Source organism: Gammaproteobacteria bacterium (assembly GCA_013214945.1).
Lineage (GTDB): Bacteria > Pseudomonadota > Gammaproteobacteria > Enterobacterales > Psychrobiaceae > Psychrobium.
Window position 1 is genome coordinate 70,403 of sequence record JABSRT010000010.1, and the last position, 25,386, is coordinate 95,788.

Here is a 25,386-nt window from a genome sequence, read left to right on the forward strand (position 1 = left end):
CTGTGCTTTTAACCTATTTAGCCATAAAATAATCCAATGAATAAAAGTAAACTACTCGTCATTGAAGACGACATCGAACTGTGTCAGCTGTTAGGTACCTTATTAGCACTCGAAGGATACGACATAGACTCGGCTCACGACGGCCGCACCGGTTTAGCGATGGCGTTAACAGGGCAATACCAATTAGTATTACTCGATGTAATGCTGCCTCAACTCAATGGTTTTGAAGTGTTACAAGGTTTGCGCCAGCAAAGTAACCTGCCGGTATTGATGTTAACCGCCAAAGGCGATGAAATTGACCGGGTAACCGGACTTGAGTTTGGCGCCGATGATTATCTGCCCAAACCTTTTAACGATCGCGAGCTACTGGCCAGAATTAAAGCTATTTTACGCCGAACTCAGGCCCATGACTCCAAAAGCCAACCCTTAATCCATGGCGACATAGAACTAAACCCCGGACGACAAGAAGCCAAGTGCCAAGGCGTGATTATTGACCTTACTGGCACCGAATTTTTGTTATTACTCGAGTTAATCAAACAAGCAGGTCAATTACTCGATAAAAACCAGCTCAGCCAACAGGTGTTAGGTAAACGCTTACAGCCGTTTGATCGCAGTCTTGATATGCATCTTTCGAACTTACGTAAAAAACTGCCTGCGGCGGCCGACAATAGCCCGCGGATTAAAACCGTGCGAGGCCATGGTTACATTTGGTTAACCAATGCCTAAGCAGCTATTCTTCAAGCTATTACTTGGCTTTTGGCTGATTTGCGTGTTAATTGCCGGCGCGGTCATCGCGCTACCGGTCATTATCGATCAGAAAGTAGATTTTAAAAAACAATTAATCCGTACTCATCAACAGTTTGCCCAGCGGCTGAGCAATTCAACAGATTTAGCGCGTCAATTACGTCGGCTCACACGTACCAAACAAATATCAATGCCTAACCCGCGTCAACACGACAAAAGGCAGCATCGCGCTTTGTTTATCACCAGCGAAAGCGGCGCCGCGCTAGGCTTCACTCCATTGCCGCCAGATATCAACAAAGCGATCAAGCGACTGAAACATAAAAACCGCCCCCGTCGTTATCATTTTAAACAATCAATCGTGTTTGGCCCTTACCCCTTCATCCATCAAGGCAACTCTTATCAGTTGTATGTCAGAGAACATCGTCCCGAAATTTACCGTCACTACCTCAGCTCGCTCAGTGAGAACCGCTGGTTGTTACTCTTCGTGATGGCCCTAGTCAGCGGTTTATGTTGTGCTTTTTTTGCCTGGCACATTACCCGACCAATAAAATCGCTTGAGCGAACGGCTAAGCAATTAGCCTTGGGACAGCTATCAGCAAGAGCACAGCCGTTAACGCTGCGTCGGCGTGATGAAATTGGTCAATTAGCCCATTCGTTTAATGAAATGGCCGAATCAGTTGAGCAGATGATGCTGAATCAGCAGCGCTTACTCAGCGATATCTCTCACGAATTACGCACCCCACTAACCCGACTGCAACTGGCATTGGCCATAGGTCGGCGCCAACAAGATGGCCAGCTAGCTCAGGCGTCTCGGATCGAACAAGAAGCAAATTTAATCGACAAAATGCTGCAGCAATTACTGGTATTATCACGACTACGCATTAACAACAGCTTGCCGTTCACCAAGGTAGCTATCGCCGAGTTACTGGATGACATTATTGATAACGCCATTTTTGAAGCGCGCCAATATGATAAAACTGTGACCTCGCAACCATCACCTGACATCACCATCGATGCCCTCGAAGAGCCGCTAGCAAGCGCGATAGAAAATGTGATCCGCAATGCTATTAGCTATGCCAAAACCAATGTAACGCTTAGCACCAGCCTTAGTAAAACCCACTTAACGATTGCAATCGAAGACAATGGCAGCGGCGTGCCTTCTGAGCACCTTGATAAATTATTTGAGCCGTTTTACCGAGTATCTGATGCCAGAGAGCGACGTTCTGGTGGTACAGGATTAGGCTTAGCTATCGCCAGCGAAGCCATTGCGCGGCATCGAGGCAGCATTAACGCCTATAACACAGCGCATGGCGGATTAAACGTGGTAATTAACATTCCACGTCATCAATAAAAATATTAATTGACCGACAGAAAGCACAATTTTAGCGCTTTCCTTTGGATAATAGCGCGGGTACAATGGCGTTATTATTCGATAACACATGCAAATCATATGTTACACGTTGCACTCTTCGAGCCCGAGATCCCACCCAATACGGGCAATATTATCCGCTTATGTGCCAATTCCGGTTTTCATCTTCACCTTATCGAGCCGTTAGGTTTTGATCTTGACGAAAAAAAAGTTCGCCGAGCCGGGCTTGATTACCGTGAAATGACTAACGTTACGCGTCATGCCAACTATCAAGAGATGTTAGCGACCGTGCAGCCAAGCCGAATATTTGCTTGTACTACCAAAGCGACCCAAAGTCATAGTGCGGCGACCTTTGCCGACGGTGATATGTTGTTATTTGGCCCTGAAACTCGCGGTTTGCCTAGCGAAATAATTGACAGCCTGCCACCAGAACAGCGAATTAGAATCCCAATGCTACCAACGAGTCGCAGCATGAACTTATCCAATGCCGTGGCAGTTATAACTTATGAATGCTGGCGTCAGCTAGACTATATAGGTGCAACTTAAGATGAAACATTCAACCAGACTTCGCCATTGCAAACGTTTAAGAAAGCGTCATCAATCGTACCGTCGAATGGAGTTCTATAGCGATCATGTCATGACGTCACCGTCGCAAGAACAAGAACAAGCAGGAGCCAACTGTCATTGGCCGCAAGAAGATCAGGCACAAAAAAGCCAACTTAATAAAAAGTCGGCTTAGTTAACCTGAGCACAGGTTAGTTAAACAAGTAATTACTCGACTGTTTTAGCGCGACTAAGTAGTTCTTTAGCCGCCTGCAGTGGGGCTTTGTTTTGATATAACACTTGATAAATCTGATCAGTGATCGGCATTTCGACCCCTAAACGCTTAGCCAGTAAATACACTTCCTTGGTATTTCTATAACCTTCAACTACTTGGCCAATATCGCGCTGAGCCTGTTCAATATCAGAACCTTGACCTAATGCTAAGCCAAAACGGCGGTTTCGCGATTGGTTATCGGTACAGGTTAGGACTAAATCGCCTAAACCAGCCATGCCCATAAAGGTCGCGGTGTCTGCACCCATCGCATTACCTAAGCGACAAAGCTCAGCCAAACCACGTGTAACCAGTGCGATACGCGCATTGGCGCCAAAGCCTAAACCATCGGACATACCAGCGCCAATTGCGATAACATTTTTAACCGCGCCGCCAAGCTGAATGCCAATAAAATCAGAATTTTGGTAAACTCTAAACGTCTTCTCACAATGGAGCAAACTTGCTAAATCTTCCGCGAACTCTTGTTGTGATGCTGCCACAGCGATAGCAGTAGGCAAACCAGCCGCCATTTCTTTAGCAAACGTTGGCCCAGACAACACAGCCAACGGAATATCTTGGCCTAAGATTTCACGAGCAACATCTTGTAATAATCGCCCGGTGTCCGCTTCAAGCCCCTTGGTTGCCCAAGCCACGCGATGCGCAGGTGTTAACAATGGCTTCAAGCGTTTAAGCATGTCAGCAAATGCAAAGCTTGGCACTACCACTAATATCTCAGTGGTTGCGGCGACAACCCGAGCTAAATCGGCGTCGGGCACTAACGATGGTGGAAAGCTCACCCCAGGCAAGTACTTTTCATTGCCACCATCTTCAATTAGTTGCTTAATGTGTGCGCTATTGTGAGCCCATAATAAAGTTTTCGTACCTTTTCGGGCTAAACAAATAGCAAGGGCGGAGCCATAAGACCCCGCCCCTAACACAGCAATATCTGCTGATTTCATCGTCATATTAAGCGTCTGCGCTTTGACCTTCAGCTGCACCGCTAGCTTCTTCTTGGCGCGACTGAACGTATTGTGAGAACAACGCGTCAAAGTTAACTGGGGCCAAGTTTAACTGTGGGAAAGTACCACGGCTTACAAGGCTAGCAATAGCTTCACGTGCATATGGGAATAGAATGTTTGGACAGTAAGAACCCACTGAGTGAGCCATTTGGTTTTCTTCAAGACCAGAGATAGAGAAAATACCAGCTTGTTGAACTTCAGCCAAAAATGCCGTTTCTTCGCCTAATTTAGCCGTTACCGTTAACGACAAAACGACTTCATAAACATCGTCAGATAATTTCTTGCTGCGAGTATCTAAATCCAATTTAACTTCTGGCTGCCACTCTTTTTGAAATATTTCAGGCGAGTTTGGCGTTTCAAACGAAATATCTTTGGTATAAATACGCTGGATATTAAATGCTGGGCCTTGCTGTTCAGTCTTTACTGCGTTTTCATTAACTGCATTTTCGTTAGCTTCTGACATAAATATTCCTACCTTGGTATTATTCTTAAAGTTTAATGCTAAAGGCCTAAGCCTTTAGCAAATTATCTAATTCGCCGCTGGCATTAAGTGCCATTAAATCATCACAGCCACCAATCGGCTGTTGATTAATAAATATTTGAGGCACCGAAGTGCGTCCGGTTAACGTGATCATTTCTTCACGTTTTTTTGGCTGAAGCTCAATATCGATTACATCAAATTCGATGTCTTTTTGCTGTAAAACTGATTTTGCCTGGTGGCAAAATGAACACCATGAACGGCTATAAATTGTTACTTGAGCCACGTGACTATCCTCAATTATTTCTTGGTCAACGGTAAGTTAGCTTCTTTCCACTTACTGATACCGCCTTGCAGATTATGAATATTAGTAAACCCTGCTTTGTGCAACATTTGGCATGCCTGCGACGAGGTCATTCCAGTATTACATACAATAATGATGGGGCTATCTTTTACTTTTTCAAGGCTAGCTAGTTCATTATTTTTAATTTGCGATAACGCCAAATGACGTGAATTAATGATATGACCTTTCTTAAAATCATCTTGAGCACGCACATCAACTAATACTGCATTCTCACGATTTAACAGTAAAGTCGCTTGTTGGTGACTTACTTGTTTGATTGGTGAGGTGCTGGTTTTGATGACCGTAAAGATCAGAGCGCCAAAAATACCAATCCACGCAGCAGCAAGGAGTGGGTTAGCCTGAATAAATTCTATATATGGTTGCATTTGGGTTCCGGTTTAATTCACAGATTATTTAGCGCGTTAGTATATACCCAAATGCCGTTAAAATGCAGACCCCAATGATAATTATCGATTTTAGCGTTACACCGCCAACGTTTAAATATAGCCATCTAGTTGCGCCAATACCAGTCTAGGTGACGCAAACCGTATTGTTCACGGACCACAAAATGAGCCATGATGTTTTTTTACCGCGTATTTATGTAATACGTATCGCTCGATGACAATGCACTTGCAATAATTTAGGCATAACCTATATCACCTTGGTTAGTACTTAATACTAATTAATACTGTCGTCACCGTTATTTATCAGTATATTAACAACTAATCTTTTTAATCTCACATTGACCGTGTAAAATGTGAGTCCTGATATCTGGTAAAGGAAATTGACTTCAATGCTTACAGTAAAAAAACCGCTCGTTTTAGTTATTCTTGATGGCTGGGGCCACCGTGTAGATAAATCACACAATGCGATTGCGCAAGCGAATACCCCAGTACTTGATGAGTTGTGGCAAAAATACCCTCATACCCTGATATCAGGTTCTGGTTTGGATGTCGGCCTGCCAGACGGTCAAATGGGTAACTCTGAAGTTGGCCACGTCAATATTGGCTCAGGTCGTATCGTTTATCAAAATTTCAGTAAAATAAACAAAGCGATTGAAGATCAAGAGTTTGAAAAAAACCCCGTATTTATTAAGCATATTGATCAGGCCGTTGCAGCCGGTAAAGCTGTGCACTTAATGGGACTGTTGTCACCTGGTGGCGTCCATAGCCATGAAGATCATATCGTGGCATTAATCAAACTTGCCGCGCAGCGTGGCGCCAAAGAAATTTATTGTCATGCTTTTCTTGATGGCCGCGATACTCCACCACGCAGCGCATTAGCCTCGATTGATAAACTAGTCACATTATTTGCCAGCCTAAAAGTCGGTCAATTTGGATCCTTGATCGGGCGGTATTATGCACTTGATCGCGACCAACGCTGGGATCGGGTCGAAGCTGCTTACGATCTATTAACTCAGGGCCTCGCCAAAAATCAATATGGCTGCCCAATTGAAGCCCTAGAGCAAGCTTACCAACGCGATGAAAACGATGAGTTTGTCAGCGCATCTGCGATCACTAAAGCCGACGGCAGCACAGTTACCATTAACGATGGTGACGCTTTATTTTTTATGAATTTTAGAGCAGATCGAGCCCGCGAAATAACCCGAGCTTTTGTTGATAGTGATTTCAGTGGTTTCGAACGTAAAACCAAGCCAAAACTCTCAGGTTTCGTTCAGCTAACCCAATATGCCGACGACATTGCTGCCCCGTGCGCCTTCGCGCCAGTGCAATTAACCAATGTGTTAGGCCAGTGGTTACAAGATCACAACAAAACCCAACTGCGTATTTCTGAAACTGAAAAATATGCCCACGTGACATTTTTCTTTAACGGCGGCGTCGAAGAAGTTTTCAAAGGTGAAGAGCGGATCCTGATCCCTTCACCAAAGGTCGCCACCTACGACTTACAACCAGAAATGAATTCAGAACTCTTAACCGATAAATTAGTGGACGCCATAGCCAGCCAAAAGTATGACGTGATTATTTGTAATTATCCCAATGGCGATATGGTTGGTCATACAGGCGTGATGTCTGCCGCGATAGCAGCCTGCGAGGCAGTGGACCATTGTGTCGGACGCGTGGTCGATGCTTTAGCAAAAGTCGATGGTGAATGCTTAATTACCGCTGATCATGGTAATGCCGAGCAAATGCTTAATGAAACTACACGCCAGGCCCATACCGCTCATACCACAGAACCTGTCCCGTTCATTTATGTTGGCCGTGCCGCGACACCTATCGACAATGGCAAACTCAGCGATATCGCCCCGACCATGCTAACTTTGCTTGGCATGGAAATACCTGCTGAGATGACCGGTAAGCTATTAATGAAACTTAGTTAAGCGGTTGAAGTTTTTTCAATTCAATCAAATCATTGCTGTATTACTAATTTTTACGATTAGTAATATCAGCAGCGCCGCACCTGAAAAAGAACAACTGACTGAAGTTAAGCAGCAATTAAAACAACGTCAGACATTATTAAAATCACAGCAACGCCAACATAAAAAACTGCTCACAAAACTCAAACAAACTGAGTTAAATATCGCGGCAACAGCCGCAAAATTGCACCAGACTCGCCAAGACTTAACAGCCAACAAGCGCCAGCAACGCCAGTTAGCTAAGCAACAGGCCAAACTGAGTCTTTCGAGCCAGCAACAACAGCAAGCCTTGGCTAAACAACTGGCAAGTGCATATATGATTGGTGATAACGATTTAATTCAAGTACTGCTCAATCAAGAACAAAGCAATAAAATAGAACGCTTATTGGGTTATTATAGCTATATTAATAAAGCCAGATTAGCCGCGTTAGATCAGTTAAAAGCCACCAAAGACAAACTATTAAGCGTTGAGCAAGCAGTTAAAAAATCAGCACAAAAATTAGTCCAATTGGTGGGCCAGCAACAGCTTGAAACCAATAAACTCGCTAAAAATAAAAAAAACAGAAACAGCGCGTTAGCGACTCTAAATCAGCGTTACCTCGCCAACAGCGTCACGATAGAACAACTGCAATTATCAGAAGTTGACCTTAAACGCTTGATAAAAGAAGCAAAGAAGCCTATCGCGCCAAAGCAGCAACCACTGCAAGGCTTAGCTTCGCGCAAGGGTAAACTAAAATTACCGAGTAAAGGTAGATTAATCAACAAGTTTGGCCAAGAACGACAAGGCAGTCGTCGCTGGAAGGGCATCATAATCAACGGCCAAACAGGCCAAGCGGTTAATGTCATATCCCACGGTAGAGTATTGTTTGCCGACTGGATTAAAGGGTTTGGCTTAGTAATGGTTGTTGATCATGGTAAAGGATACATGACGCTCTATGGTCATAATCAAACCTTATTAAAACAGGCCGGTGATTATGTCCAGGCCAATGAGCAGATTGCTTTATTAGGCCAAAGTGGTGGTCAAAACAAACCTGTTTTATATTTTGAGCTACGCCATAAGGGCAAGGCTATTAACCCAATACGCTGGCTTAAGAGCTAATTAGGAGTAATCTCGACCATGATAAGGGCTGTACTAATTCGTCGTATTTTTGGCTGCTGGCTGGCTGTAGTGACTATTTATCTGAGTCTAATGACCAATGCTGCTGCGGCGCACCCAGTGCAAATAGCCATTGTTATTGATGATATCGGCTACCGTAAAACAGATATTAGTGCGATTAAATTAGCCGGCGATTTTACTTTTGCTATTGTGCCATTTGCGCCACTAACCCACCACTTAGCTGTTGCAGCCAATAATCATAACAAAGAAGTGATCGCCCATATCCCGATGGAAGCCCTGAGCAGCAACCACCTATTAGGCCAAGGCGCTATCACTGCCGATATGGATAAAAGCCAACTCGTCGAGCAGCTGCGCTCTGCGATTCAGGACGTGCCTTACGCCAAAGGCATTAATAATCATATGGGCAGTAAGTTGACCACGATGACCCAACCCATTCATTGGATTATGGAGCAACTTTCACACAGTCAGCTCTATTTTCTCGATAGTAAAACATCACCACACTCAGTTGGAGAATCGATCGCAGCTAAATATGGCATTCAAACAGGTCATCGTCATATATTTCTTGATAATATCCGCGAGCAAGCCGCGATTGAACAGCAATTCAATCAATTAATCAGGATTGCCAAAAAGCATCAATCGGCGATTGCGATTGCCCACCCCCACCCACAGACCATTGCTTTTTTAAGCTCGATAGAGCAGCGACTGCGCCGTCATAATATAAAACTCGTGCCATTATCTAAAGTTCTAACTCACACCAACAAATTAGCCAAGATTACAACTACGCTTGCGCTTCCTGCCACTGACGCTCAAACCAATAGCCAACTCAATTAGCAATTGCTCTATTGTGCGCTATATTTATTTAAACTTGATCTGTCACAGCTAAATACTCAATAAACTCACTGATAATGTCTAACCAGCGTTGTCATTCGATTTATTTTAGGTAGAATCAATTTGGTTTACTAACGGCGGTTATAAGCTGGTATTGCACTGATAATAATAACTTTTATAAAATAAGGAAGATTTCTATGACAGCAGGAAAACCACCTGTCGCATTATTAAAAACTTGGCTTTGGATGATGTTAGATGCAAAAGACGAACAATTACGCAAGCAAGGTGAAACAAAGATAATCGCTACCTTCTCTAATCTCAAAGCAGCAATAGACTACCTAGAAAGCAATGATGTTAAAGTATAGCTCCGGTGCAATTTACGCTTAATCACTGAGCGCTAACTTTATAATAATTTGCACAAAAAAAAGCAGCCTAAGCTGCTTTTTTTGACGACTCTAGAATATTATTCCATCGCCGCCTTGAGTTTTTTCATCGCATTTTTTTCAAGCTGGCGTACCCGCTCGGCAGAAACCTGATAATACGCGGCTAAATTTTGCAAGGTGGTTTTATTATCATCGAGCCAACGCGCTTGCACAATATGCTGGCTGCGCTCATCAAGCGTTGATAACGCGCTGCGTAACTTACGATTAGCATGATATTCCCAGTTTTTCGCTTCAACAGATTCAGCAACATCAGAAGACTTGTCTTCAAGATACTGCGTCGGTGCGAAAGAAGAAGTACCACTGTCATCATCATCGGTCGACAAATCAAAGGCACAATCACTTGAGCTCATTCGATTTTCCATTTCGACCACGTCAGAACTTGAAACACCAAGCTCTTGAGCAACATGATTGACTTCATCTTGATTAAACCAACCAAGACGCTTTTTATTTTTTCGTAGATTGAAAAATAACTTACGCTGAGATTTAGTGGTTGCTACCTTGACTATCCGCCAGTTTTTTAGCACATACTCATGAATCTCAGCCTTAATCCAATGCACGGCAAAAGAAACCAAACGCACCCCAACATCGGGATTAAAGCGTTTAACCGCCTTCATTAATCCAACATTACCTTCCTGAATAAGATCGGCATGAGGTAAGCCATAACCCGCATAACTTTTAGCGACGTGGATTACAAAACGTAAATGAGACATAATCAGCTGCTGCGCCGCTTCTAGATCACCACCGTGAAATAGACGTTCAGCTAACTCACGTTCTTCACTTGCTTCAAGCATAGGTACTCGAGCTGCTGCCGAGACATAAGCCTCGATGCTGCCTGAAGGTACCGCGATTAACGAATTTGAGTGGATCCCTAAGCTCATAGAACAACCTCTATTTTAAAACTTGTTTCGATACTATCATGCTAAGACGGAGATCACCATAGGATCAAGATCTCCTTTTTAAGATAAACTTGATCCTGCGTAACCCTGATCTACTCTCACTTAACAACGTAGTTTATTACAGTTGATTTTCTGGCTCAATCTCATGAACATGCCGGGTAACTGAACCATAAGCTCCTAACCAACCCAAGCTGGCACCACCGACAATCAACCACAAAAATTCATTAAAGCTTAAACCCGTGAGGGTAAAATCACTGCCAAACTGACCGACCAAATTAACCAATGCGTCTTCCATCCACCACAACATCATTGAGACACAAAGCCAGGCAATGATGCCACCAATTAAGCCATACCAAATTCCGGTATATAAAAACGGTCGTCGAATAAAATCATCGGTTGCGCCAACCAGCTTCAAGACTTCAATTTCATCGCGCCGATTTAAAATCGACAAACGAATCGTATTGCCAATCACCAGTACCACAGCCACTAACAGCAGAATGCCCAACGCCAGCACAGCATCTTGCAACAATTTAATAATCGCACCAAGCTTTTCTAGCCATGCAATATCGAGCTTGCCAAAGTCGACTTCGCGCTGTTGCTCTAACTTATCAAGCAACAACCGCGCACCATCAGGGCTCGAATACTTAGTCGTTGGCGCCACTAAAAGTAAAGCCGGTAATGGGTTTTTATCTAAATAATCAAGCGCCTGACCAAATCCTGACAATTGCTTAAATTCAGCCAAGGCTTGTTCCGATGAAATATGATGAACACTCGCCACTTCAGGATAAAGCAAAATACGATTACTGAGTTTTGTAGTCGCCGATTCACTAAGATGCTCGGTTAAAAACAGGGTGATTTCGGAAGCGCTATCCCATGAGGTTTGCAGTTGCTCACTGTTTTTCAACAACAAATGCAAGGTCGCTGGTAACGCTAAGCTCACGCCAAGCACGGCCATCGTCAACAAAGACGAAAACGGCATACGCCACAATTCGCCCATGCTAGCCAAGGCTTGTTGCAAATGGCGAATAAAGAACATTGTCACGACATGACCCGGTTTCATTTGACCAGCAGTGGGGGATTTTCGTTGTTTAAATAGCAGACTCAATCTAACATATCCTTGATAAATAAGGCTTAAGCAACAGGCTCGAAATCACTATATCTTAAGTCAGTTGAGGCCAAACCGTCATTAATTAATTGCCCTTCGCGCAAGGTTAAGGTGTGATATTTTAATCGAGCAATCAAACCAAGGTCGTGCGTTGCAATCAAGACCGCTACCCCGACCGAGTTTAAGTCTTCAAATAGTCGAATAATTTCGAGCGATAACGCGGGGTCTAAATTACCCGTTGGCTCATCTGCTAATAATAATGGCGGCTTATTAACGATCGCTCGCGCAATGCCAACCCGCTGCAGTTCGCCACCGGACAGGCTAACAGGCAAGCTGTTGACCTTATCGAGTAAACCGACCTTGTCTAAAGCAGCTGCAACCCGGCGTTTAATATCAGATAAATGATAACCTTCAATAATTAGCGGCAAGGCAACATTGTTAAATACACTGCGATCCATCAACAAACGATGATTTTGAAAGATCATGCCAATATCACGCCGCGCAAACGGGATCTGGCGTTTGGTAATTTTATTGAGATTATGGCCATTAATAAAGACTTGCCCCGACGTTGGACGCTCCATCATCGCGATCAATTTCAACAAGGTACTTTTACCAGCACCTGAGTGACCAGTTAAAAAAGCCATTTCCCCGGCCTTAAGCTGAAAATCAACTCGATTTAATGCCTGTTGACCACCAGGGTATACCTTACTGACTTGTTCAAATCGAATCATGCGCCGGGCTACCTATTATCAAATCCATTCGTTTTACAATATTAAGGCGATTTCAATACCAAGACTAATTATTCATCCTTGGCAAATAATGCCTCAATAAAGTCTTTGCTATTAAAGTCGCGTAAATCGTCGATGCCTTCACCCACCCCGATATAACGGATCGGAATGCCAAATTTATCGGCCAAGGAAAAAATAACGCCGCCTTTAGCTGTGCCGTCTAATTTAGTAATCGTTAGCCCGGTCACCCCGACAGCTTCATTAAATAATTTAACCTGACTAATCGCATTTTGGCCAGTGCCAGCGTCTAGAGTCAGCATCACTTCGTGTGGCGCTGTTGCATCAAGTTTTTTCATTACTCGCACTATTTTCTTGAGCTCATCCATTAGGTGCGCTTTGTTTTGCAATCGTCCGGCGGTATCTGCGATAAGCACATCAATATTACGCGCTTTGGCCGCCTGCACCGCATCGAAAATCACCGACGCACTGTCAGCGCCAGTATGTTGGGCAATCACCGTAATATCGTTACGTTCGCCCCACACTTGCAGCTGCTCAACCGCCGCAGCTCTGAACGTATCACCTGCCGCCAAGGCGACCTTTTTACCTTGTTGTTGGAATTTTTTCGCCAGTTTGCCAATGGTGGTGGTTTTACCAACGCCATTAATACCAACCATCAAAATAACATAGGGACCATTTTCGTTGCTGGCCACCAAAGGTTGTGATACCGGCTCAATAATAGTTGCCAGCTCTTGCTGTAATAGGCCATAAAGTGCCTCACCGTCTTTAAGCTGCTTGCGACTGGCGGTTTCAGTTAAAGATTTAATCACTTTTAAGGTAGTATCGACCCCAACATCAGCGATCAGCAATTGCTCTTCTAACTCTTCAAACAAATCGTCATCAATCTGTTTGCCTTTGAATAAACTCAAAAAACCGCTGCCAAAATGCTGCTTAGTACGCTTTAAACCTTCTTTTAAGCGGCTGAAAAATCCTGCTTTTTCACTGGCTACAGGTTCTGTGCTTTCAACAAGTTCTGTTGATTCAGTTACCACCTCGGGCTCGCTATCAGCTAATGCTTTGCTTGCTGCCGTGGTCACGATTGGATCGATAACCTCGTCAACTTCCGGCGCTGCGGCTTCAATAAGCTCTGGCTCAGTAACCTGTTCAGCCTCAACTTCAACATGCTGTTCATCTAGGGTATCGGTGCCAGTGTTAATTTCTTCAACTGCGGTATCAACATCGGTTTGCTGCGCTTGCTGTTCTTTATCACGACCGAGGCCAAGCCAACCTAATATGCCTTTTTTCGCCATTTCGACAAAATCCTCTAACTGCTATTACGTTTTAGACGCTGAACTTGCTAAAATAGCGCCTAAAGAAAAATGTAGACTGCGATAATAGCAAATAGTAACGGAATGAGGTAGCAATGGCTTCGGTTAAAAAGAGTTCAAGAGGATCTAAGGGACAATCTGGACAAATTCGGATCATCGGTGGCCAATGGCGCAGCCGAAAACTGCCGGTCCATGATGTTGATGGCTTACGCCCAACCACTGACAGGGTTAAAGAAACGGTATTTAATTGGCTTGCTCCTTACATCGATGGCGCGCAATGTCTCGACTTGTTTGCCGGCAGTGGTGGTTTGTCTTTTGAGGCCTTATCGCGTTTTGCCGATTCAGCGTTATTACTGGAAAAAGATCGTAGTGCGGCACGCCAACTCAGCGAGAATTTAACGATGTTAGGCTGTGACAACGGTCAAGTTAAAAATACCGATAGCCTTACTTTTTTGGCCAGCTCTGCTAGCCAACAATTTTCACTGGTATTTATCGATCCACCATTTCGTAAAGATTTGTTAGAGCAAAGCTGCCAATTGCTTGAGCAGCAAGGTTGGCTTAGTGACGATGCGGTAATATACCTTGAAATGGAATCTGAATTATCTCAGGTAAAATTACCCGATAACTGGCAATGTTTAAAAGAAAAAAATGCCGGTCAGGTTAATTTCTCATTGTGGCAGCGCACTAATTAAGCCACCATAAAAAAGGCCGCCTAGTGGCGGCCTTTTTATTAAACAGCTATTACATGTTCGGGTAATTGGGCCCGCCACCGCCTTCTGGTGAAATCCAAGTAATGTTTTGACTCGGATCTTTTATGTCACAAGTTTTACAATGGACACAGTTTTGGCCGTTGATTTGAAAACGTTTTTCGCCATTTTCTTCAACAATTTCATACACACCCGCCGGACAGTAACGCTGGGCTGGCTCAGCCCATTTTTCTAAGTTTACTGACAAAGGAATCGATTGGTCAGCCAAGGTTAAATGGCAACGCTGATCTTCTTCGTGATAGGTATTAGACAAAAATACCGATGACAACTTATCGAAACTTAATTTACCATCAGGCTTAGGGTAAGCAATTTCTTTTGATTGACTCGCTAACTTAAGCTGCGCGTGATCTAGGCTGTCATCTTTAAGATTAACCGGCAATTTACCACCAAACACATTTTGGTCGATGGTATTAAACGCACCGCCTAAAATGGTGCCAAATTTATGCATTGCCGCGCCAAAGTTACGTGAACTATAAAGTTCTTCGTAAATCCACGACTGCTTAAACTGCTCGCCATATTGGGTTAATTCGCTAACGGCGGCATCGCCCTTGGCCAATTCAGCCACGATAACATCAGCAGCAATCATGCCCGACTTCATCGCGGTGTGCGATCCTTTGATTTTGGCAAAATTAAGCGTGCCAGCATCACAACCAATGATCAAACCACCAGCAAAGCTCATTTTAGACAATGAGTTTAAGCCGCCTTTAGCGATTGCACGAGCACCATAAGACAAGCGAGTACCGCCAGTTAGGTATTTGGCAATTTGAGGATGATGCTTATAACGCTGGAATTCATCAAATGGGCTGAGGTATGGATTGCTATAATTTAAATCAACAATCAAGCCAACAACCACTTGATTATCTTCAATGTGATACAAGAAACCACCCCCAGTCGCGCCATCATTTAGTGGCCAACCTGCGGTATGAACTACCTTACCTTGCTGATGTTGCTCGCTAGGTATAGTCCAAATTTCTTTAATGCCTAAACCATAATGCTGCGGGCTACGGCCTTCATTGAGGTTAAATCGATCCTGTAGTTCTTTGCCTAAATGGCCACGACAGCCTTCAGCAAAAATAGTGTATTTGGCGTGTAATTCCATACCGGGCATGTACGAGTCTTTTTGCTCACCACTTTCGCTAATACCCATATCGCCGATTAAAATGCCTTTAACTGCACCATCTTCGTGGTACAAGGTTTCAGCAGCGGCAAAACCTGGGAATATTTCGACCCCAAGTTGCTCAGCTTGCTCACCAAGCCAGCGACAAACATTGCCCAAACTAACAATATAGTTGCCTTCATTGTGCATGGTTTTAGGCACCAGCATATTCGGGACTTTTATGCTGTTAAACTCACCGTTAAACATAAATATATCGTCGACAACCACTTCGGTATGTAGTGGTGCGCCGAGCTCTTTCCAATTAGGAAAAAGTTCGTTCAGTGCTTTTGGCTCAAAGACCGCACCAGATAAGATATGCGCGCCAACTTCAGAGCCTTTTTCAACCAAACAAACCGTGAGTTCTTGCTCTTGTTCTTTTGCTGCCTGCATTAAACGGCAAGCCGCCGATAAACCGGCTGGGCCGGCACCAACGATGACAACGTCAAACTCCATCGATTCACGTTCCATATTCTGCTCCTCTATCGCTATTGCTCGCGTAACTATTTTTATAATATTTATTATGATTATTCATTAGCGCAAAACTTACGTTAACGTCAACTAGACCAACCAGCACGATAGCCGATATTAACCCTGCGGTACAGTCGTAATGAATAAACTTTCGACTACATTACAGGAATTAAACAACCGTTTTAAACTTTGTGCAAGTTAATTTTTATATTATTTACTGACCTGATGTCGTTATTGGACGGCGCACTCGCTTAATAACATCGTTACCGCTTGTCTCAACAAAGCTTCCGACCCCTTACGGCCACTAGTGCCACACGGCCGACAACAAGCAGACCAAGATTGCTGTTGCAGCACTTTAAGGATCAGGATCTGCTGAAATTGAGTTGATAGTTGCGTTAATTGCTGGCCCTTGCTCCAAATCAGTTGTGCAATCGAATGAGCCACCAGCTCAAATGGCCGGCCACCAGCGGTAAACACCTCAATATTTGAGAGATCTTGGGTCTTAAGCGGCTCAGATCCCACGACGTCGCTCAGCAAGCCAACCACCAGTTCGAATTCCAGCGCCTCAAATTGTGCACTTAAGGCATACCCTAAGTTGTGATAAAAATTTTGCTGAGCCAAGTTAATCAATTGCTGATGTGGCTCGCTGACCTGCAGCGGTTTTAATACGATCGCAGAATGGGTGCCGCTGGCACTGTCACGATTAAGCCCCAATCGCAGGGGTTGATAATTTAACGCCTGCCAATAATCGAGTAAATCGGCGGTCGCGCCAAAGCTGGCGCCAATAAAATCGAGCTGGTTGGCTTGTGCCCACTGCTCAATTTGCTGATCTAACTGCAGACCAATGCCATTACGGTGCAACTGTGGCTGCACCGCAATGCGCATAATCCGGCCATAACGATACGCACCCGCTTCTTGCAGCCCAACTTGAGCCATTAGCGACTGTGGCAACAGATGCCCGCGCAAGCGACGCTGTCCCAACCAAATCTGCTGCGCTAACGCCGGCTTAATGTCGCCCTCGGTTAACACTAGCGCGGTAGCCACCAATTGCTGATCTATTGTCGCTATAAATATTGTTAAGTCTGGAGCGTCTAATAACTGACGAAAGTCAGAAGGTGACGTTTGGTAATGCGCTAATACCAACAAACCAAAGAGCTGCTCTAGCAAGCTGGGGTTGTCCAATAACTGTCGCTGACTAAGTTGACTAAACTCAAGCTGTTGGCGGCCGTGCTTACCAGCCATAGCTTCAACAAGTGAATCAACATTCGCCGCTTCAGATTTTAGCCCGAGCAGTTGATAAGTCAGCTGCTCTAGCGGATCTTGCTCAGCCCACCGGATTGGTTGATTAAGCCCGGCGGTGCGATACCCCGGTGATATTTCAGCTAGGCGTTTAATAAAGCGCAACGCAAAACCACGACCAGTGCCTTCGTACCCATGCAGGGTTGTCGCAAAGACCAATCGTGAATAGGTGGTCGCTAAGGTCGCCAACATCGCTGTCGGGATTGCGGCCGCTTCATCCACCAGCACTAAATCGCTATCTGGTTGCAGCTTTATCAAGGCATCAGGCGCAATAAACTCAATGGTCTTGCCCTGCCACGTAAGGCAAAGCTTAGTGATCTGCGCACCATCGAGCAGTAACGCCGCATGTTTAAAGACCGACTGCACCGCGGCAACTGTTGGCGCGGTAATGATAATGCGAGAAACTCGGCTGGCTAAGAGCTCGGCGGCGGCAATACCCAAGGCTGCAGATTTACCACGGCCACGATCGGCACTAATCACTAACGGTCGTCGGCGGTGACCAGTAACCGTTTTAACTATCTGTGCCACCGCATGCTGTTGTTCCTCACTTGCATAAGGGGCAATAGTCGCAAGCTTAGGCTCGTTAATCACCACGTTGCTTAACTCGGGCAGCGGTGTATCAGGCGTTAGCACATAACAAGACGATTGCGCCTTAATGATGGTGATAGCTCGGCGAATAAAATAACCCGTTACGCGGTCAACATCTTGGGGGGTTGCGACATAACGCACGTAATCGGGATCGGCGAAGCTTGGCCACTCCTTAAAATCAGGACAAATGATAAAACAAATGCCGCCACCCGCTAAGGTGCCACTGACCACCCCGAACGCATCGGGGTTAAAGCCACTGTAGCCGTTAAACACCAACTGCTGATATTCTTGACCGAGCACTGATTTAGCCTTATTGATCGCAAGACAACTTGACCACGGCCCGTCGCCTAACCAACAGCAAGACTGGGCAGTTAACTGCTCAGCCAACAACTCAGTTGCCCACGACTGAGGTCCACTAAGCACCACCACACTCCGGTGGTTACTCTGCTGGCCATGTTGGGCTAATTGCTCAATAAAACTTTTAAAATCATTCACGTCAATCTATCCACTTAATCGTTCCAATCTCACGAAACTCATATTATAACCTTATTATTTTTGTTAGATTAGATAAAAATTTAAACAATCGTTTACTGGAGATCACCATGTTAGCTACTTCTATCAGCCCTCGTTTTCTTGAAACTGATGCCCTAGGCCATATCAACAATACCGTTCTGCCAATGTGGTTTGAAGCCGCGCGTGAGCCGGTTTTTCGAATGTTTTCCCCCGAGCTCGATCTTAAAGACTGGAAGTTAATGCTTGGCAAGTTTAGCGTTACTTTTCACGCCGAAACCCACTATGGCAGCGAAGTCGAAATAAAAACCTATATCAGTCGGATCGGTGGAGCCTCGTTCGATGTTTATCAAGAATGCTGGCAAAATGGCACAAAAACGGTCAGTGGACTCACCACCATGATTAATTTTTGCCATCAGGAAAAGAAAAGCCAACCGCTGCCTCAACACATAATCGATTTAATGAAAGAGCACTTTATCGAGCTGGCTCAATCTTAATGCGTTAACCCACCAATTTAAGGTATAGTGCCCGCGATTACTTTTGTGCTAATCGGGGTGCCCCGATATTAGCCATTTATCCCAACCCGCTTGCTCAGATAAGGATTTTCGGCGATGTCAGTGCCTTCTGCTTTACCCTCACGGCCGCAAACCATCAAGATAATTTGGCTAATTTGTCAATTTGAACTGGTTAGAGTCGCCCTCACCAAGCGCGGTTTAATGCTGGTTATTGCCTTTGCCATTAGTTGGCTGCTGTTGTTAAAATATCCTATTTATCAAGCCGCTGCTATTTTAAGTAACCCGAGCTACTTTAATGACTTTTTCCTGTTCTCACAAACTATCAATCTTGAGTACCTGCTTGCTTGGCCCTACCCTGAGCTAGCCGTTTATTGGTTGATTGCTGCTTTTGTGTTTCCGTTGACCAGTGTGTTATTTGCCAGCGATCAATTAGCGTCAGATCATAACCGGGGCACATTACGCTTTATTGCCCTACGCGCCACTCGTAATCAATTATTATTTGGCCGATTCATTGCTCAACTTATTATTGTTTTTAGCGGCATTGTGCTTACGCTTGGAGCAACCATGCTGATGGCGTTAATTCGAGATCCATCATCGCTGCTCGCCGCAACCAACCAATTAGTACTGATTGGCACCAACTTATTCATTTTATGTTTACCCTTTATCGCCTTAATGAGTTTGTTTAACTGCATTTTTGTTTCTGCACGTTTGAGTGTCGTTGCCACCGTGATTGTTATTCCACTATTAAGCAGCATTATTGGCCTGGCGGCACTTGGCTCACCCGGCTTAAGTTCGCTGTTAATTATCCTACCGGGTCAACAGTTAACGTCTTTGGTTCAGGCTGATGCAATGTCATCGCTTAACAGTGCGATAGTGCCGTTGGCCCAAACCGTCTGTTATCTGGTATTAGCCCAACAGATATTTGCCCGGAGAGCACTATGACTGCAATTATCCAATGCCGAGATTTAACCAAGCGCTTTGGCGGCAAACTCGCGTTAAACCAAGTTAGCTTCACCTTAGGCGCCAGTTCTGATGAAAGTCGAGGTGATGGTTTTAACAGCCCACGGCGTGGTGCAACCGCACTTGTTGGTCCTAATGGTGCGGGAAAAACCACCTTGTTTAATATTTTAGCCAACTATCAGCAACCGAGCAGCGGTGACATAACCCTGCTTGGTCATGCTCCCGGTGCCAGCGCTTTGCTCGGTCGGATCAGTTCATTACCGCAAGATGCCCTGCTTGATCCAGCTTTTACCATTGGTCAGCAGCTAACGTTTTACGCCAAACTGCAAGGGTACACCAGCTCAGGCGCTCAGCTTGAAACCGATCGCGTATTACAATTAGTGAATTTGAGTGAGGTCTTGTCTTTGCGACCAACGAGCTTAAGTCACGGCATGAAAAAACGGGTCGCTATCGCTCAGGCATTGATTGGTTCGCCGCAACTGGTGCTATTAGACGAGCCGACTGCCGGTCTTGATCCGGCCAGTGCTCGTCAAATAAGAGCGTTGATCGCCGATTTATCAGAGCAAGCGCACTTTATTATTAGCTCACACAATTTAAGTGAACTAGAGCAGCTGTGTGACACGGTGTTGTTACTTGAACAAGGCGTAATGAGCCAACAGAAAATTGGCCATGCCAACGATAACTTAGTGCAGCACCTTAGCCTGCAACTCGTTACTCCAGCCGATAACGAAGTCGTTGCGCTGTTAAATAAATTATCGGGCCTGATCTCATTAAATAACCAACAAAAGAATCGTCTGGTTATTAGTTACAACGGCCAAGAGCAACCGCGCTTTGATCGGTTATTGCTCGACTGCCTTTATCAACATGGCATTGATTACCGACAACTGGTTAAAGGCCAGTCGCTAGAACAGCAATTGTTTGATTAATTAATGGCAATAAAAAAGGCTAGCATTCATCAGAGCGCTAGCCTTGTTGGTTAAATTAAAGTTAAGGTTAATCCCAGTTTAAAATAACTTTTCCTGACAATCCTGAGCCCATGGCGTCAAAACCTTGCTGGAAATCATCAATGTTAAAATGATGGGTAATAATTGGAGAAATATCGAGGCCTGACTGAATTAAACTGGCCATTTTATACCAAGTTTCAAACATTTCACGGCCGTAAATTCCTTTTATCACCAATCCTTTAAAGATAATCTGATCCCAGTCAATTGACATATCTGACGGCGGAATGCCAAGCATCGCAATGCGGCCACCGTGGTTCATGTTTTTAAGCATGCTTTGGAACGCCGACGGTACGCCAGACATTTCCATGCCGACATCAAAACCTTCGGTCATGCCAAGGTCGCTCATGACATCTTCAAGTTTCTCTTCCATCACGTTAACCGCACGGGTCGCGCCCATTTTCTTGGCAAGTTCAAGACGGTAAGGGTTAACATCAGTAATTACCACGTGGCGCGCGCCAACGTGTTTACAAATAGCGGCCGCCATAATGCCGATTGGCCCGGCACCGGTAATTAAAACGTCTTCACCAACCAAGTCGAACGACAACGCAGTGTGCACCGCATTACCAAACGGGTCGAATACCGCAGCTAAGTCATCTGAAATATCATCAGGTAACTTAAAAGCATTAAACGCTGGAATAACTAATAACTCTGCAAATGAACCTGAACGGTTAACGCCCACGCCAATAGTATTACGGCATAAATGGGTACGGCCACCGCGACAGTTACGACAATGACCACAGGTAATATGGCCTTCGCCTGATACGCGGTCGCCAATGGCAAAACCTTTAACTTCTTGGCCAATGCCAACGACTTCACCAACATATTCATGACCAACAACCATTGGCACCGGAATAGTACGCTGTGCCCAGTCATCCCAGTTATAGATGTGCATGTCGGTGCCGCAAATCGCCGTTTTACGGATCCGAATTAATAGATCGTTATGACCCATTTGTGGCTCTGGCGCGTCGACCATCCAGATGCCTTTTTCGGCTTTGACTTTACTTAATGCTTTCATGAAATAACCTTAAGCTCTTTACCGACTTCGATAAATGCAGCAATAGCCTGATCTAACTGAGCTTTGGTGTGTGCAGCAGACATTTGAGTACGGATACGTGCCGCGCCTTTAGGGACCACAGGAAATGAGAAACCAACAACGTAAATGCCTTTCGCCAGCAGCTTGTTTGACATTTGCTGTGCTAATTTCGCATCACCTAACATCACAGGTACAATCGCGTGATCCGCACCCGACATCGTGAAGCCAGCAGCAGCCATTTCACTACGGAAATATTCGGCATTCGCTTTAACGCGGTCGCGTAGCTCTTGGCCGTCTTCAAGCATATCTAATACTTTGATTGAGGCCGTAACAATCGCTGGTGCCAGCGAGTTTGAGAACAAATAAGGGCGTGAACGTTGACGCAACCATTCAACCACTTCTTTACTGGCTGAGGTAAAGCCGCCTGACGCGCCGCCAAGTGCTTTGCCTAACGTGCCAGTAATAATGTCAACTCGGTTCATCACGTCGCAATGCTCGTGAGTGCCACGACCAAGATCACCAACAAAACCAACAGCATGTGAGTCATCAACCATTACCATTGCGTCATACTTATCAGCAAGATCACAAACGCCTTTAAGGTTGGCGATCACGCCGTCCATTGAAAAGACACCGTCAGTGGCAATTAATTTAAAACGAGCACCAGCTTCAGTTGCCGCAATTAATTGCGCTTCAAGTGCAGCCATGTCGTTATTGGCGTAGCGAAAACGCTTAGCCTTACATAAACGCACGCCATCGATAATTGAGGCATGATTAAGTGCATCGGAAATGATCGCGTCTTCAGGGCCTAATAAGGTTTCAAATAAACCGGCATTGGCATCGAAACATGATGAATACAAAATAGTATCTGGCATGCCAAGGAATGAACTCAGTTTATTTTCCAGTTGCTTATGAATATCTTGAGTACCACAGATAAATCGCACCGACGCCATACCAAAGCCATTGTTATCTAGGCCATGTTTAGCAGCGGTTATAAGATCAGGGTGATTGGCTAAACCTAAATAGTTGTTAGCACAAAAATTAATAACTTCACCAGCGGATACTTCAATGCCAGTATCCTGCGGTGAAAGCAGCTGACGCTCTTCTTTGTATAGGCCGTCGGCCTTCACTTGAACGAGCTGTTGCTTAATAAAATCACTAAATGAACCAGACATGATGTCTCCTAAAAAATGAACGGGTATGTTCGTCGTTAGTATAGCGCCATGTGCGGCGCTGTACGGTGCGAGTATAGGAGTATGTTACTGGTATTTGTGATACAAATCCGTTCTATCGGGCCAGAATAGCAGCACTATTAGTTTTTTTCGTGTTAACAAGTTGTTTCAACTATAAAACAATGAAATAACAACATGTTATACGTAGCTTGTAATCTGGTTATCAATATTACTAATCGAGGGTCGGTGAAATATCATCACTGTTCATTAATTCGCGATAGTTTTTCTCAATTTGATTGAGATGAGTACGGCCCTTATCACTAATATGGCCCTTAAAAATACAAATTACTTTAAGCACGCCCGCTGAAATTGTTGCTTGGGTAATTTCTTCCTCACTCTGGGTTTGTTGGTAACTAATCCAAAAGGTCACCACTAGTTTCAAGGTTTGGGCCAAATCATTAAGCATGTCATCGTCGAGATCAATATAACCTTGCTCGCGGATCTCAGCCAAGCTGGTGATAATTCGATGATAGAGCCGCTTTTGAGCAACCAGATAGCGCTGGTGCAGCTCTTTGTCTCGAGCCAAAATGTCGGTCAAGTTGGCGTAAAAAAAACGAAAGCGCCACATCGAATAAAAAACCCGATCAACGTAATACATCATTTCATCCATACCGACGCTTTCGTGATGCTGCGGCTGAAACATTTGGTCAAGATTTTGTTCATACAGGGTATAGATAGAACGAATAATATCGTCCTTATTACGGTAATGGTAATAAAGATTGCCGGGGCTAATATTGAGGTGGGCCGCAATATGATTGGTTGATACATTTCGCTCACCAAGCAAATTAAATAACTCGATGCTTGCTTGGATAATTTTATCTTTGGTTTTCATTAGTATCTGTTTTGCTTAGTTGTTATTAAGAATATATCTAGGGCACAAACCACCAGCGAACTGTTATTTTTTCCAAAACAACGTATGATAAAGCCTAGTCAGACTCGTACTCCCCCTATGAGTCAATGTAACCTGTTCACAGACAACAAGCAAAATGAATAGACACTTATATACCTTTTTTTTATACCTACTTACGCCAATTATCTTAGCTTATCTTGGCTATAGAGCGTTACGATCGGCCGATTATCGCGGCAGGGTTGGCGAACGCTTCGGCTTTAATAAATTTAATGTCAGCAAACCGGTTATTTTAATCCATTCGGTATCGGTTGGTGAAACCATTGCTGCTACGCCATTAATCAATAATTTGCTCTGCAACCATCCCGATCATCAAATTGTGGTAACAACGAGTACTCCTACTGGCAGCGCCACTGTGATCAAAGCATTTGGCAATCGCGTTACCCATTGTTATTTACCGCTAGACTTACCTGGTGCGATGCAACGATTCTTGCATCGATTACAGCCTGCCATTTGCATTATTATGGAAACGGAATTGTGGCCCAACATGATTCATCAGTTGCACCAACGCCAAATTCCGACCTTACTAGCCAATGCCAGAATGTCTGAAAAGTCAGCCCGTGGCTATCATAAAAAAGCCGCACCATTAATGGCCGAAATGTTAGCTAAAATAACGCAAGTATCAGCGCAATTTGCCAGTGATGGTCAACGTTTCTCAGATTTAGGCTTAGCGGCAGAAAAATTAAAAATTACCGGCAGCATCAAGTTCGATCTTAAGATTTCACCTGAATTAATCGCGCAACAAATGCAGTTAAAAGCAGCGTGGGCCACTCAGCGTCCGGTTTGGGTCGCAGGTAGTACCCACCCAGTTGAAGATCAGCAAATTTTGCAGGTTCACCAACAATTGTTACTGCAACTACCCGAGTTATTACTGGTTATTGTGCCGCGCCATTCGGAGCGATTCGACGGAGTCAGTCAACTGTGCCAAAGCATGGCGCTTAGTTTTGTCAAACGTAGCGATGACGAAGCACCAAGCCTCAAGACCCAAGTTGTAGTAGGCGATACCATGGGCGAATTATTACTGATGTGCGGGGTGGCGGATGTCGCTTTTATTGGCGGCAGTTTAATAGAGCGTGGCGGCCATAACCCACTAGAACCCGCCGCTTTAGGCAAGCCGGTATTAATGGGTCCACATGTCTTTAATTTTAGCGACATTTGTCAACGTTTAACCGCTGCCAAAGGTTTAACGATCGTCGAAGACCCATCTCAGCTCAGTCAAGAGCTGCAACGCTTATTTAACGATAACAACCAGCGACTGACCATGGGTCATAGCGCTCAAGAGTTTGTCAAAAGCAACCAAGGCACTCTGCAACGCCTTGAGCTGTGGGTTAGTAAGCAGCTAGCAATAACCAATACTTAAACCTGGC

General features: G+C 44.7%; 26 protein-coding genes. 13 read left to right on the plus strand and 13 right to left on the minus strand.

All coding sequences use genetic code 11. From position 1 onward, the window contains the following. Positions 1 to 36 precede the first annotated feature (36 nt). From HRU23_09535 to HRU23_09550, 4 genes are all read left to right on the plus strand, one after another. On the plus strand, positions 37 to 726 hold the full coding sequence (locus tag HRU23_09535) for a response regulator (protein ID NRA54372.1): 690 nt from the start codon (positions 37 to 39) through the stop codon (positions 724 to 726). Continuing rightward, positions 719 to 2,095 (plus strand): HAMP domain-containing protein, encoded by a 1,377-nt coding sequence (locus tag HRU23_09540; GenBank protein ID NRA54373.1) that lies wholly within the window; start codon positions 719 to 721, stop codon positions 2,093 to 2,095. The genes HRU23_09535 and HRU23_09540 overlap by 8 nt, the downstream gene beginning before the upstream one ends. A 99-nt stretch (positions 2,096 to 2,194) precedes the next feature. Next, positions 2,195 to 2,659: a tRNA (uridine(34)/cytosine(34)/5-carboxymethylaminomethyluridine(34)-2'-O)-methyltransferase TrmL gene (gene trmL, locus HRU23_09545; GenBank protein ID NRA54374.1), complete on the plus strand. Its 465-nt coding sequence runs from the start codon at positions 2,195 to 2,197 to the stop codon at positions 2,657 to 2,659. A gap of 1 nt (position 2,660) precedes the next feature. Continuing rightward, positions 2,661 to 2,852, plus strand: coding sequence for a hypothetical protein (locus tag HRU23_09550; GenBank protein ID NRA54375.1), 192 nt, complete (start codon positions 2,661 to 2,663; stop codon positions 2,850 to 2,852). Positions 2,853 to 2,884: 32 nt separating this feature from the next. Here the strand turns inward: HRU23_09550 and gpsA are convergent, their stop codons facing one another. From gpsA to HRU23_09570, 4 genes are read right to left on the minus strand one after another with little or no spacing between them, the layout of a single operon-like run. Beyond that, entirely contained in the window at positions 2,885 to 3,886 is a 1,002-nt protein-coding gene (gene gpsA, locus HRU23_09555; GenBank protein NRA54376.1) for an NAD(P)H-dependent glycerol-3-phosphate dehydrogenase, read from the minus strand. Positions 3,887 to 3,893: 7 nt separating this feature from the next. After that, entirely contained in the window at positions 3,894 to 4,409 is a 516-nt protein-coding gene (gene secB, locus HRU23_09560; protein NRA54377.1) for a protein-export chaperone SecB, read from the minus strand. 46 nt (positions 4,410 to 4,455) lie between these two features. Beyond that, positions 4,456 to 4,710 carry a glutaredoxin 3 gene (gene grxC / locus HRU23_09565; protein ID NRA54378.1) on the minus strand — a complete coding sequence of 85 codons (255 nt, stop codon included), beginning with the start codon at positions 4,708 to 4,710 and terminating at the stop codon, positions 4,456 to 4,458. A gap of 14 nt (positions 4,711 to 4,724) precedes the next feature. Next, a complete protein-coding gene (locus tag HRU23_09570) occupies positions 4,725 to 5,153 on the minus strand; it encodes a rhodanese-like domain-containing protein (protein NRA54379.1) in 429 nt (142 codons plus the stop codon). A 407-nt stretch (positions 5,154 to 5,560) separates the two neighbouring features. On the opposite strand from HRU23_09570, the gene HRU23_09575 reads away from it, so the two are divergent. From HRU23_09575 to HRU23_09590, 4 genes are all read left to right on the plus strand, one after another. Further along, positions 5,561 to 7,105 (plus strand): 2,3-bisphosphoglycerate-independent phosphoglycerate mutase, encoded by a 1,545-nt coding sequence (locus HRU23_09575; GenBank protein NRA54380.1) that lies wholly within the window; start codon positions 5,561 to 5,563, stop codon positions 7,103 to 7,105. Between the two features lie 4 nt (positions 7,106 to 7,109). Beyond that, positions 7,110 to 8,240 (plus strand): peptidoglycan DD-metalloendopeptidase family protein, encoded by a 1,131-nt coding sequence (locus HRU23_09580; GenBank protein ID NRA54381.1) that lies wholly within the window; start codon positions 7,110 to 7,112, stop codon positions 8,238 to 8,240. Positions 8,241 to 8,258: 18 nt separating this feature from the next. Beyond that, on the plus strand, positions 8,259 to 9,089 hold the full coding sequence (locus HRU23_09585; GenBank protein NRA54382.1) for a divergent polysaccharide deacetylase family protein: 831 nt from the start codon (positions 8,259 to 8,261) through the stop codon (positions 9,087 to 9,089). A 194-nt stretch (positions 9,090 to 9,283) separates the two neighbouring features. After that, entirely contained in the window at positions 9,284 to 9,451 is a 168-nt protein-coding gene (locus HRU23_09590) for a hypothetical protein (GenBank protein NRA54383.1), read from the plus strand. Positions 9,452 to 9,549: 98 nt separating this feature from the next. Here the strand turns inward: HRU23_09590 and rpoH are convergent, their stop codons facing one another. The 4 genes from rpoH to ftsY all read right to left on the minus strand — a co-directional run bounded on the left by rpoH (position 9,550) and on the right by ftsY (position 13,565). Further along, positions 9,550 to 10,407 carry an RNA polymerase sigma factor RpoH gene (gene rpoH, locus HRU23_09595; protein NRA54384.1) on the minus strand — a complete coding sequence of 286 codons (858 nt, stop codon included), beginning with the start codon at positions 10,405 to 10,407 and terminating at the stop codon, positions 9,550 to 9,552. Between the two features lie 136 nt (positions 10,408 to 10,543). Next, positions 10,544 to 11,485 (minus strand): cell division protein FtsX, encoded by a 942-nt coding sequence (ftsX, locus tag HRU23_09600; protein ID NRA54385.1) that lies wholly within the window; start codon positions 11,483 to 11,485, stop codon positions 10,544 to 10,546. 71 nt (positions 11,486 to 11,556) lie between these two features. Then, positions 11,557 to 12,261, minus strand: coding sequence for a cell division ATP-binding protein FtsE (gene ftsE / locus HRU23_09605; GenBank protein ID NRA54386.1), 705 nt, complete (start codon positions 12,259 to 12,261; stop codon positions 11,557 to 11,559). A 68-nt stretch (positions 12,262 to 12,329) separates the two neighbouring features. Next, positions 12,330 to 13,565, minus strand: coding sequence for a signal recognition particle-docking protein FtsY (gene ftsY / locus HRU23_09610; GenBank protein ID NRA54387.1), 1,236 nt, complete (start codon positions 13,563 to 13,565; stop codon positions 12,330 to 12,332). Between the two features lie 113 nt (positions 13,566 to 13,678). Here ftsY and rsmD point away from each other — a divergent pair, with 113 nt between their 5' ends. After that, positions 13,679 to 14,275 carry a 16S rRNA (guanine(966)-N(2))-methyltransferase RsmD gene (gene rsmD, locus HRU23_09615; protein ID NRA54388.1) on the plus strand — a complete coding sequence of 199 codons (597 nt, stop codon included), beginning with the start codon at positions 13,679 to 13,681 and terminating at the stop codon, positions 14,273 to 14,275. Between the two features lie 49 nt (positions 14,276 to 14,324). Here rsmD and HRU23_09620 read toward each other — a convergent pair whose 3' ends face one another. Both HRU23_09620 and HRU23_09625 read right to left on the minus strand, forming a co-directional pair. Next, entirely contained in the window at positions 14,325 to 15,974 is a 1,650-nt protein-coding gene (locus HRU23_09620) for an electron transfer flavoprotein-ubiquinone oxidoreductase (protein NRA54389.1), read from the minus strand. Between the two features lie 231 nt (positions 15,975 to 16,205). Continuing rightward, positions 16,206 to 18,356: a tRNA(Met) cytidine acetyltransferase gene (locus HRU23_09625; protein NRA54390.1), complete on the minus strand. Its 2,151-nt coding sequence runs from the start codon at positions 18,354 to 18,356 to the stop codon at positions 16,206 to 16,208. A gap of 107 nt (positions 18,357 to 18,463) precedes the next feature. Here HRU23_09625 and HRU23_09630 point away from each other — a divergent pair, with 107 nt between their 5' ends. From HRU23_09630 to HRU23_09640, 3 genes are all read left to right on the plus strand, one after another. After that, positions 18,464 to 18,868 carry an acyl-CoA thioesterase gene (locus HRU23_09630; GenBank protein ID NRA54391.1) on the plus strand — a complete coding sequence of 135 codons (405 nt, stop codon included), beginning with the start codon at positions 18,464 to 18,466 and terminating at the stop codon, positions 18,866 to 18,868. Positions 18,869 to 18,982: 114 nt separating this feature from the next. Then, positions 18,983 to 19,828 carry an ABC transporter permease subunit gene (locus tag HRU23_09635; GenBank protein NRA54392.1) on the plus strand — a complete coding sequence of 282 codons (846 nt, stop codon included), beginning with the start codon at positions 18,983 to 18,985 and terminating at the stop codon, positions 19,826 to 19,828. Then, positions 19,825 to 20,772, plus strand: coding sequence for an ABC transporter ATP-binding protein (locus HRU23_09640; GenBank protein NRA54393.1), 948 nt, complete (start codon positions 19,825 to 19,827; stop codon positions 20,770 to 20,772). Before HRU23_09635 ends, HRU23_09640 begins: the two co-directional genes overlap by 4 nt. Before the next feature lie 67 nt (positions 20,773 to 20,839). On the opposite strand, the gene tdh is transcribed toward HRU23_09640, so the two are convergent. The 3 genes from tdh to HRU23_09655 form a co-directional block, all read right to left on the minus strand. After that, positions 20,840 to 21,865: an L-threonine 3-dehydrogenase gene (tdh, locus tag HRU23_09645; protein ID NRA54394.1), complete on the minus strand. Its 1,026-nt coding sequence runs from the start codon at positions 21,863 to 21,865 to the stop codon at positions 20,840 to 20,842. Beyond that, positions 21,862 to 23,055: a glycine C-acetyltransferase gene (locus HRU23_09650; GenBank protein NRA54395.1), complete on the minus strand. Its 1,194-nt coding sequence runs from the start codon at positions 23,053 to 23,055 to the stop codon at positions 21,862 to 21,864. Before HRU23_09650 ends, tdh begins: the two co-directional genes overlap by 4 nt. A gap of 229 nt (positions 23,056 to 23,284) precedes the next feature. Continuing rightward, positions 23,285 to 23,944: a TetR/AcrR family transcriptional regulator gene (locus tag HRU23_09655; GenBank protein ID NRA54396.1), complete on the minus strand. Its 660-nt coding sequence runs from the start codon at positions 23,942 to 23,944 to the stop codon at positions 23,285 to 23,287. Positions 23,945 to 24,098: 154 nt separating this feature from the next. Here HRU23_09655 and waaA point away from each other — a divergent pair, with 154 nt between their 5' ends. After that, positions 24,099 to 25,379, plus strand: coding sequence for a lipid IV(A) 3-deoxy-D-manno-octulosonic acid transferase (gene waaA, locus HRU23_09660; protein NRA54397.1), 1,281 nt, complete (start codon positions 24,099 to 24,101; stop codon positions 25,377 to 25,379). Positions 25,380 to 25,386: the final 7 nt, after the last annotated feature.

Bases quoted from the DNA above. Each gene is read 5' to 3' on its own strand.
- HRU23_09535 (NRA54372.1), top strand. From the start codon at position 37: ATGAATAAAAGTAAACTACTCGTCATTGAAGACGACATCGAACTGTGT.
- HRU23_09540 (NRA54373.1), top strand. From the start codon at position 719: ATGCCTAAGCAGCTATTCTTCAAGCTATTACTTGGCTTTTGGCTGATT.
- trmL (NRA54374.1), top strand. From the start codon at position 2,195: ATGTTACACGTTGCACTCTTCGAGCCCGAGATCCCACCCAATACGGGC.
- HRU23_09550 (NRA54375.1), top strand. From the start codon at position 2,661: ATGAAACATTCAACCAGACTTCGCCATTGCAAACGTTTAAGAAAGCGT.
- gpsA (NRA54376.1), bottom strand. From the start codon at position 3,886: ATGAAATCAGCAGATATTGCTGTGTTAGGGGCGGGGTCTTATGGCTCC.
- secB (NRA54377.1), bottom strand. From the start codon at position 4,409: ATGTCAGAAGCTAACGAAAATGCAGTTAATGAAAACGCAGTAAAGACT.
- HRU23_09570 (NRA54379.1), bottom strand. From the start codon at position 5,153: ATGCAACCATATATAGAATTTATTCAGGCTAACCCACTCCTTGCTGCT.
- HRU23_09575 (NRA54380.1), top strand. From the start codon at position 5,561: ATGCTTACAGTAAAAAAACCGCTCGTTTTAGTTATTCTTGATGGCTGG.
- HRU23_09585 (NRA54382.1), top strand. From the start codon at position 8,259: ATGATAAGGGCTGTACTAATTCGTCGTATTTTTGGCTGCTGGCTGGCT.
- HRU23_09590 (NRA54383.1), top strand. From the start codon at position 9,284: ATGACAGCAGGAAAACCACCTGTCGCATTATTAAAAACTTGGCTTTGG.
- rpoH (NRA54384.1), bottom strand. From the start codon at position 10,407: ATGAGCTTAGGGATCCACTCAAATTCGTTAATCGCGGTACCTTCAGGC.
- ftsX (NRA54385.1), bottom strand. From the start codon at position 11,485: ATGAAACCGGGTCATGTCGTGACAATGTTCTTTATTCGCCATTTGCAA.
- ftsE (NRA54386.1), bottom strand. From the start codon at position 12,261: ATGATTCGATTTGAACAAGTCAGTAAGGTATACCCTGGTGGTCAACAG.
- ftsY (NRA54387.1), bottom strand. From the start codon at position 13,565: ATGGCGAAAAAAGGCATATTAGGTTGGCTTGGCCTCGGTCGTGATAAA.
- rsmD (NRA54388.1), top strand. From the start codon at position 13,679: ATGGCTTCGGTTAAAAAGAGTTCAAGAGGATCTAAGGGACAATCTGGA.
- HRU23_09620 (NRA54389.1), bottom strand. From the start codon at position 15,974: ATGGAACGTGAATCGATGGAGTTTGACGTTGTCATCGTTGGTGCCGGC.
- HRU23_09630 (NRA54391.1), top strand. From the start codon at position 18,464: ATGTTAGCTACTTCTATCAGCCCTCGTTTTCTTGAAACTGATGCCCTA.
- HRU23_09635 (NRA54392.1), top strand. From the start codon at position 18,983: ATGTCAGTGCCTTCTGCTTTACCCTCACGGCCGCAAACCATCAAGATA.
- HRU23_09640 (NRA54393.1), top strand. From the start codon at position 19,825: ATGACTGCAATTATCCAATGCCGAGATTTAACCAAGCGCTTTGGCGGC.
- tdh (NRA54394.1), bottom strand. From the start codon at position 21,865: ATGAAAGCATTAAGTAAAGTCAAAGCCGAAAAAGGCATCTGGATGGTC.
- HRU23_09650 (NRA54395.1), bottom strand. From the start codon at position 23,055: ATGTCTGGTTCATTTAGTGATTTTATTAAGCAACAGCTCGTTCAAGTG.
- HRU23_09655 (NRA54396.1), bottom strand. From the start codon at position 23,944: ATGAAAACCAAAGATAAAATTATCCAAGCAAGCATCGAGTTATTTAAT.
- waaA (NRA54397.1), top strand. From the start codon at position 24,099: ATGAATAGACACTTATATACCTTTTTTTTATACCTACTTACGCCAATT.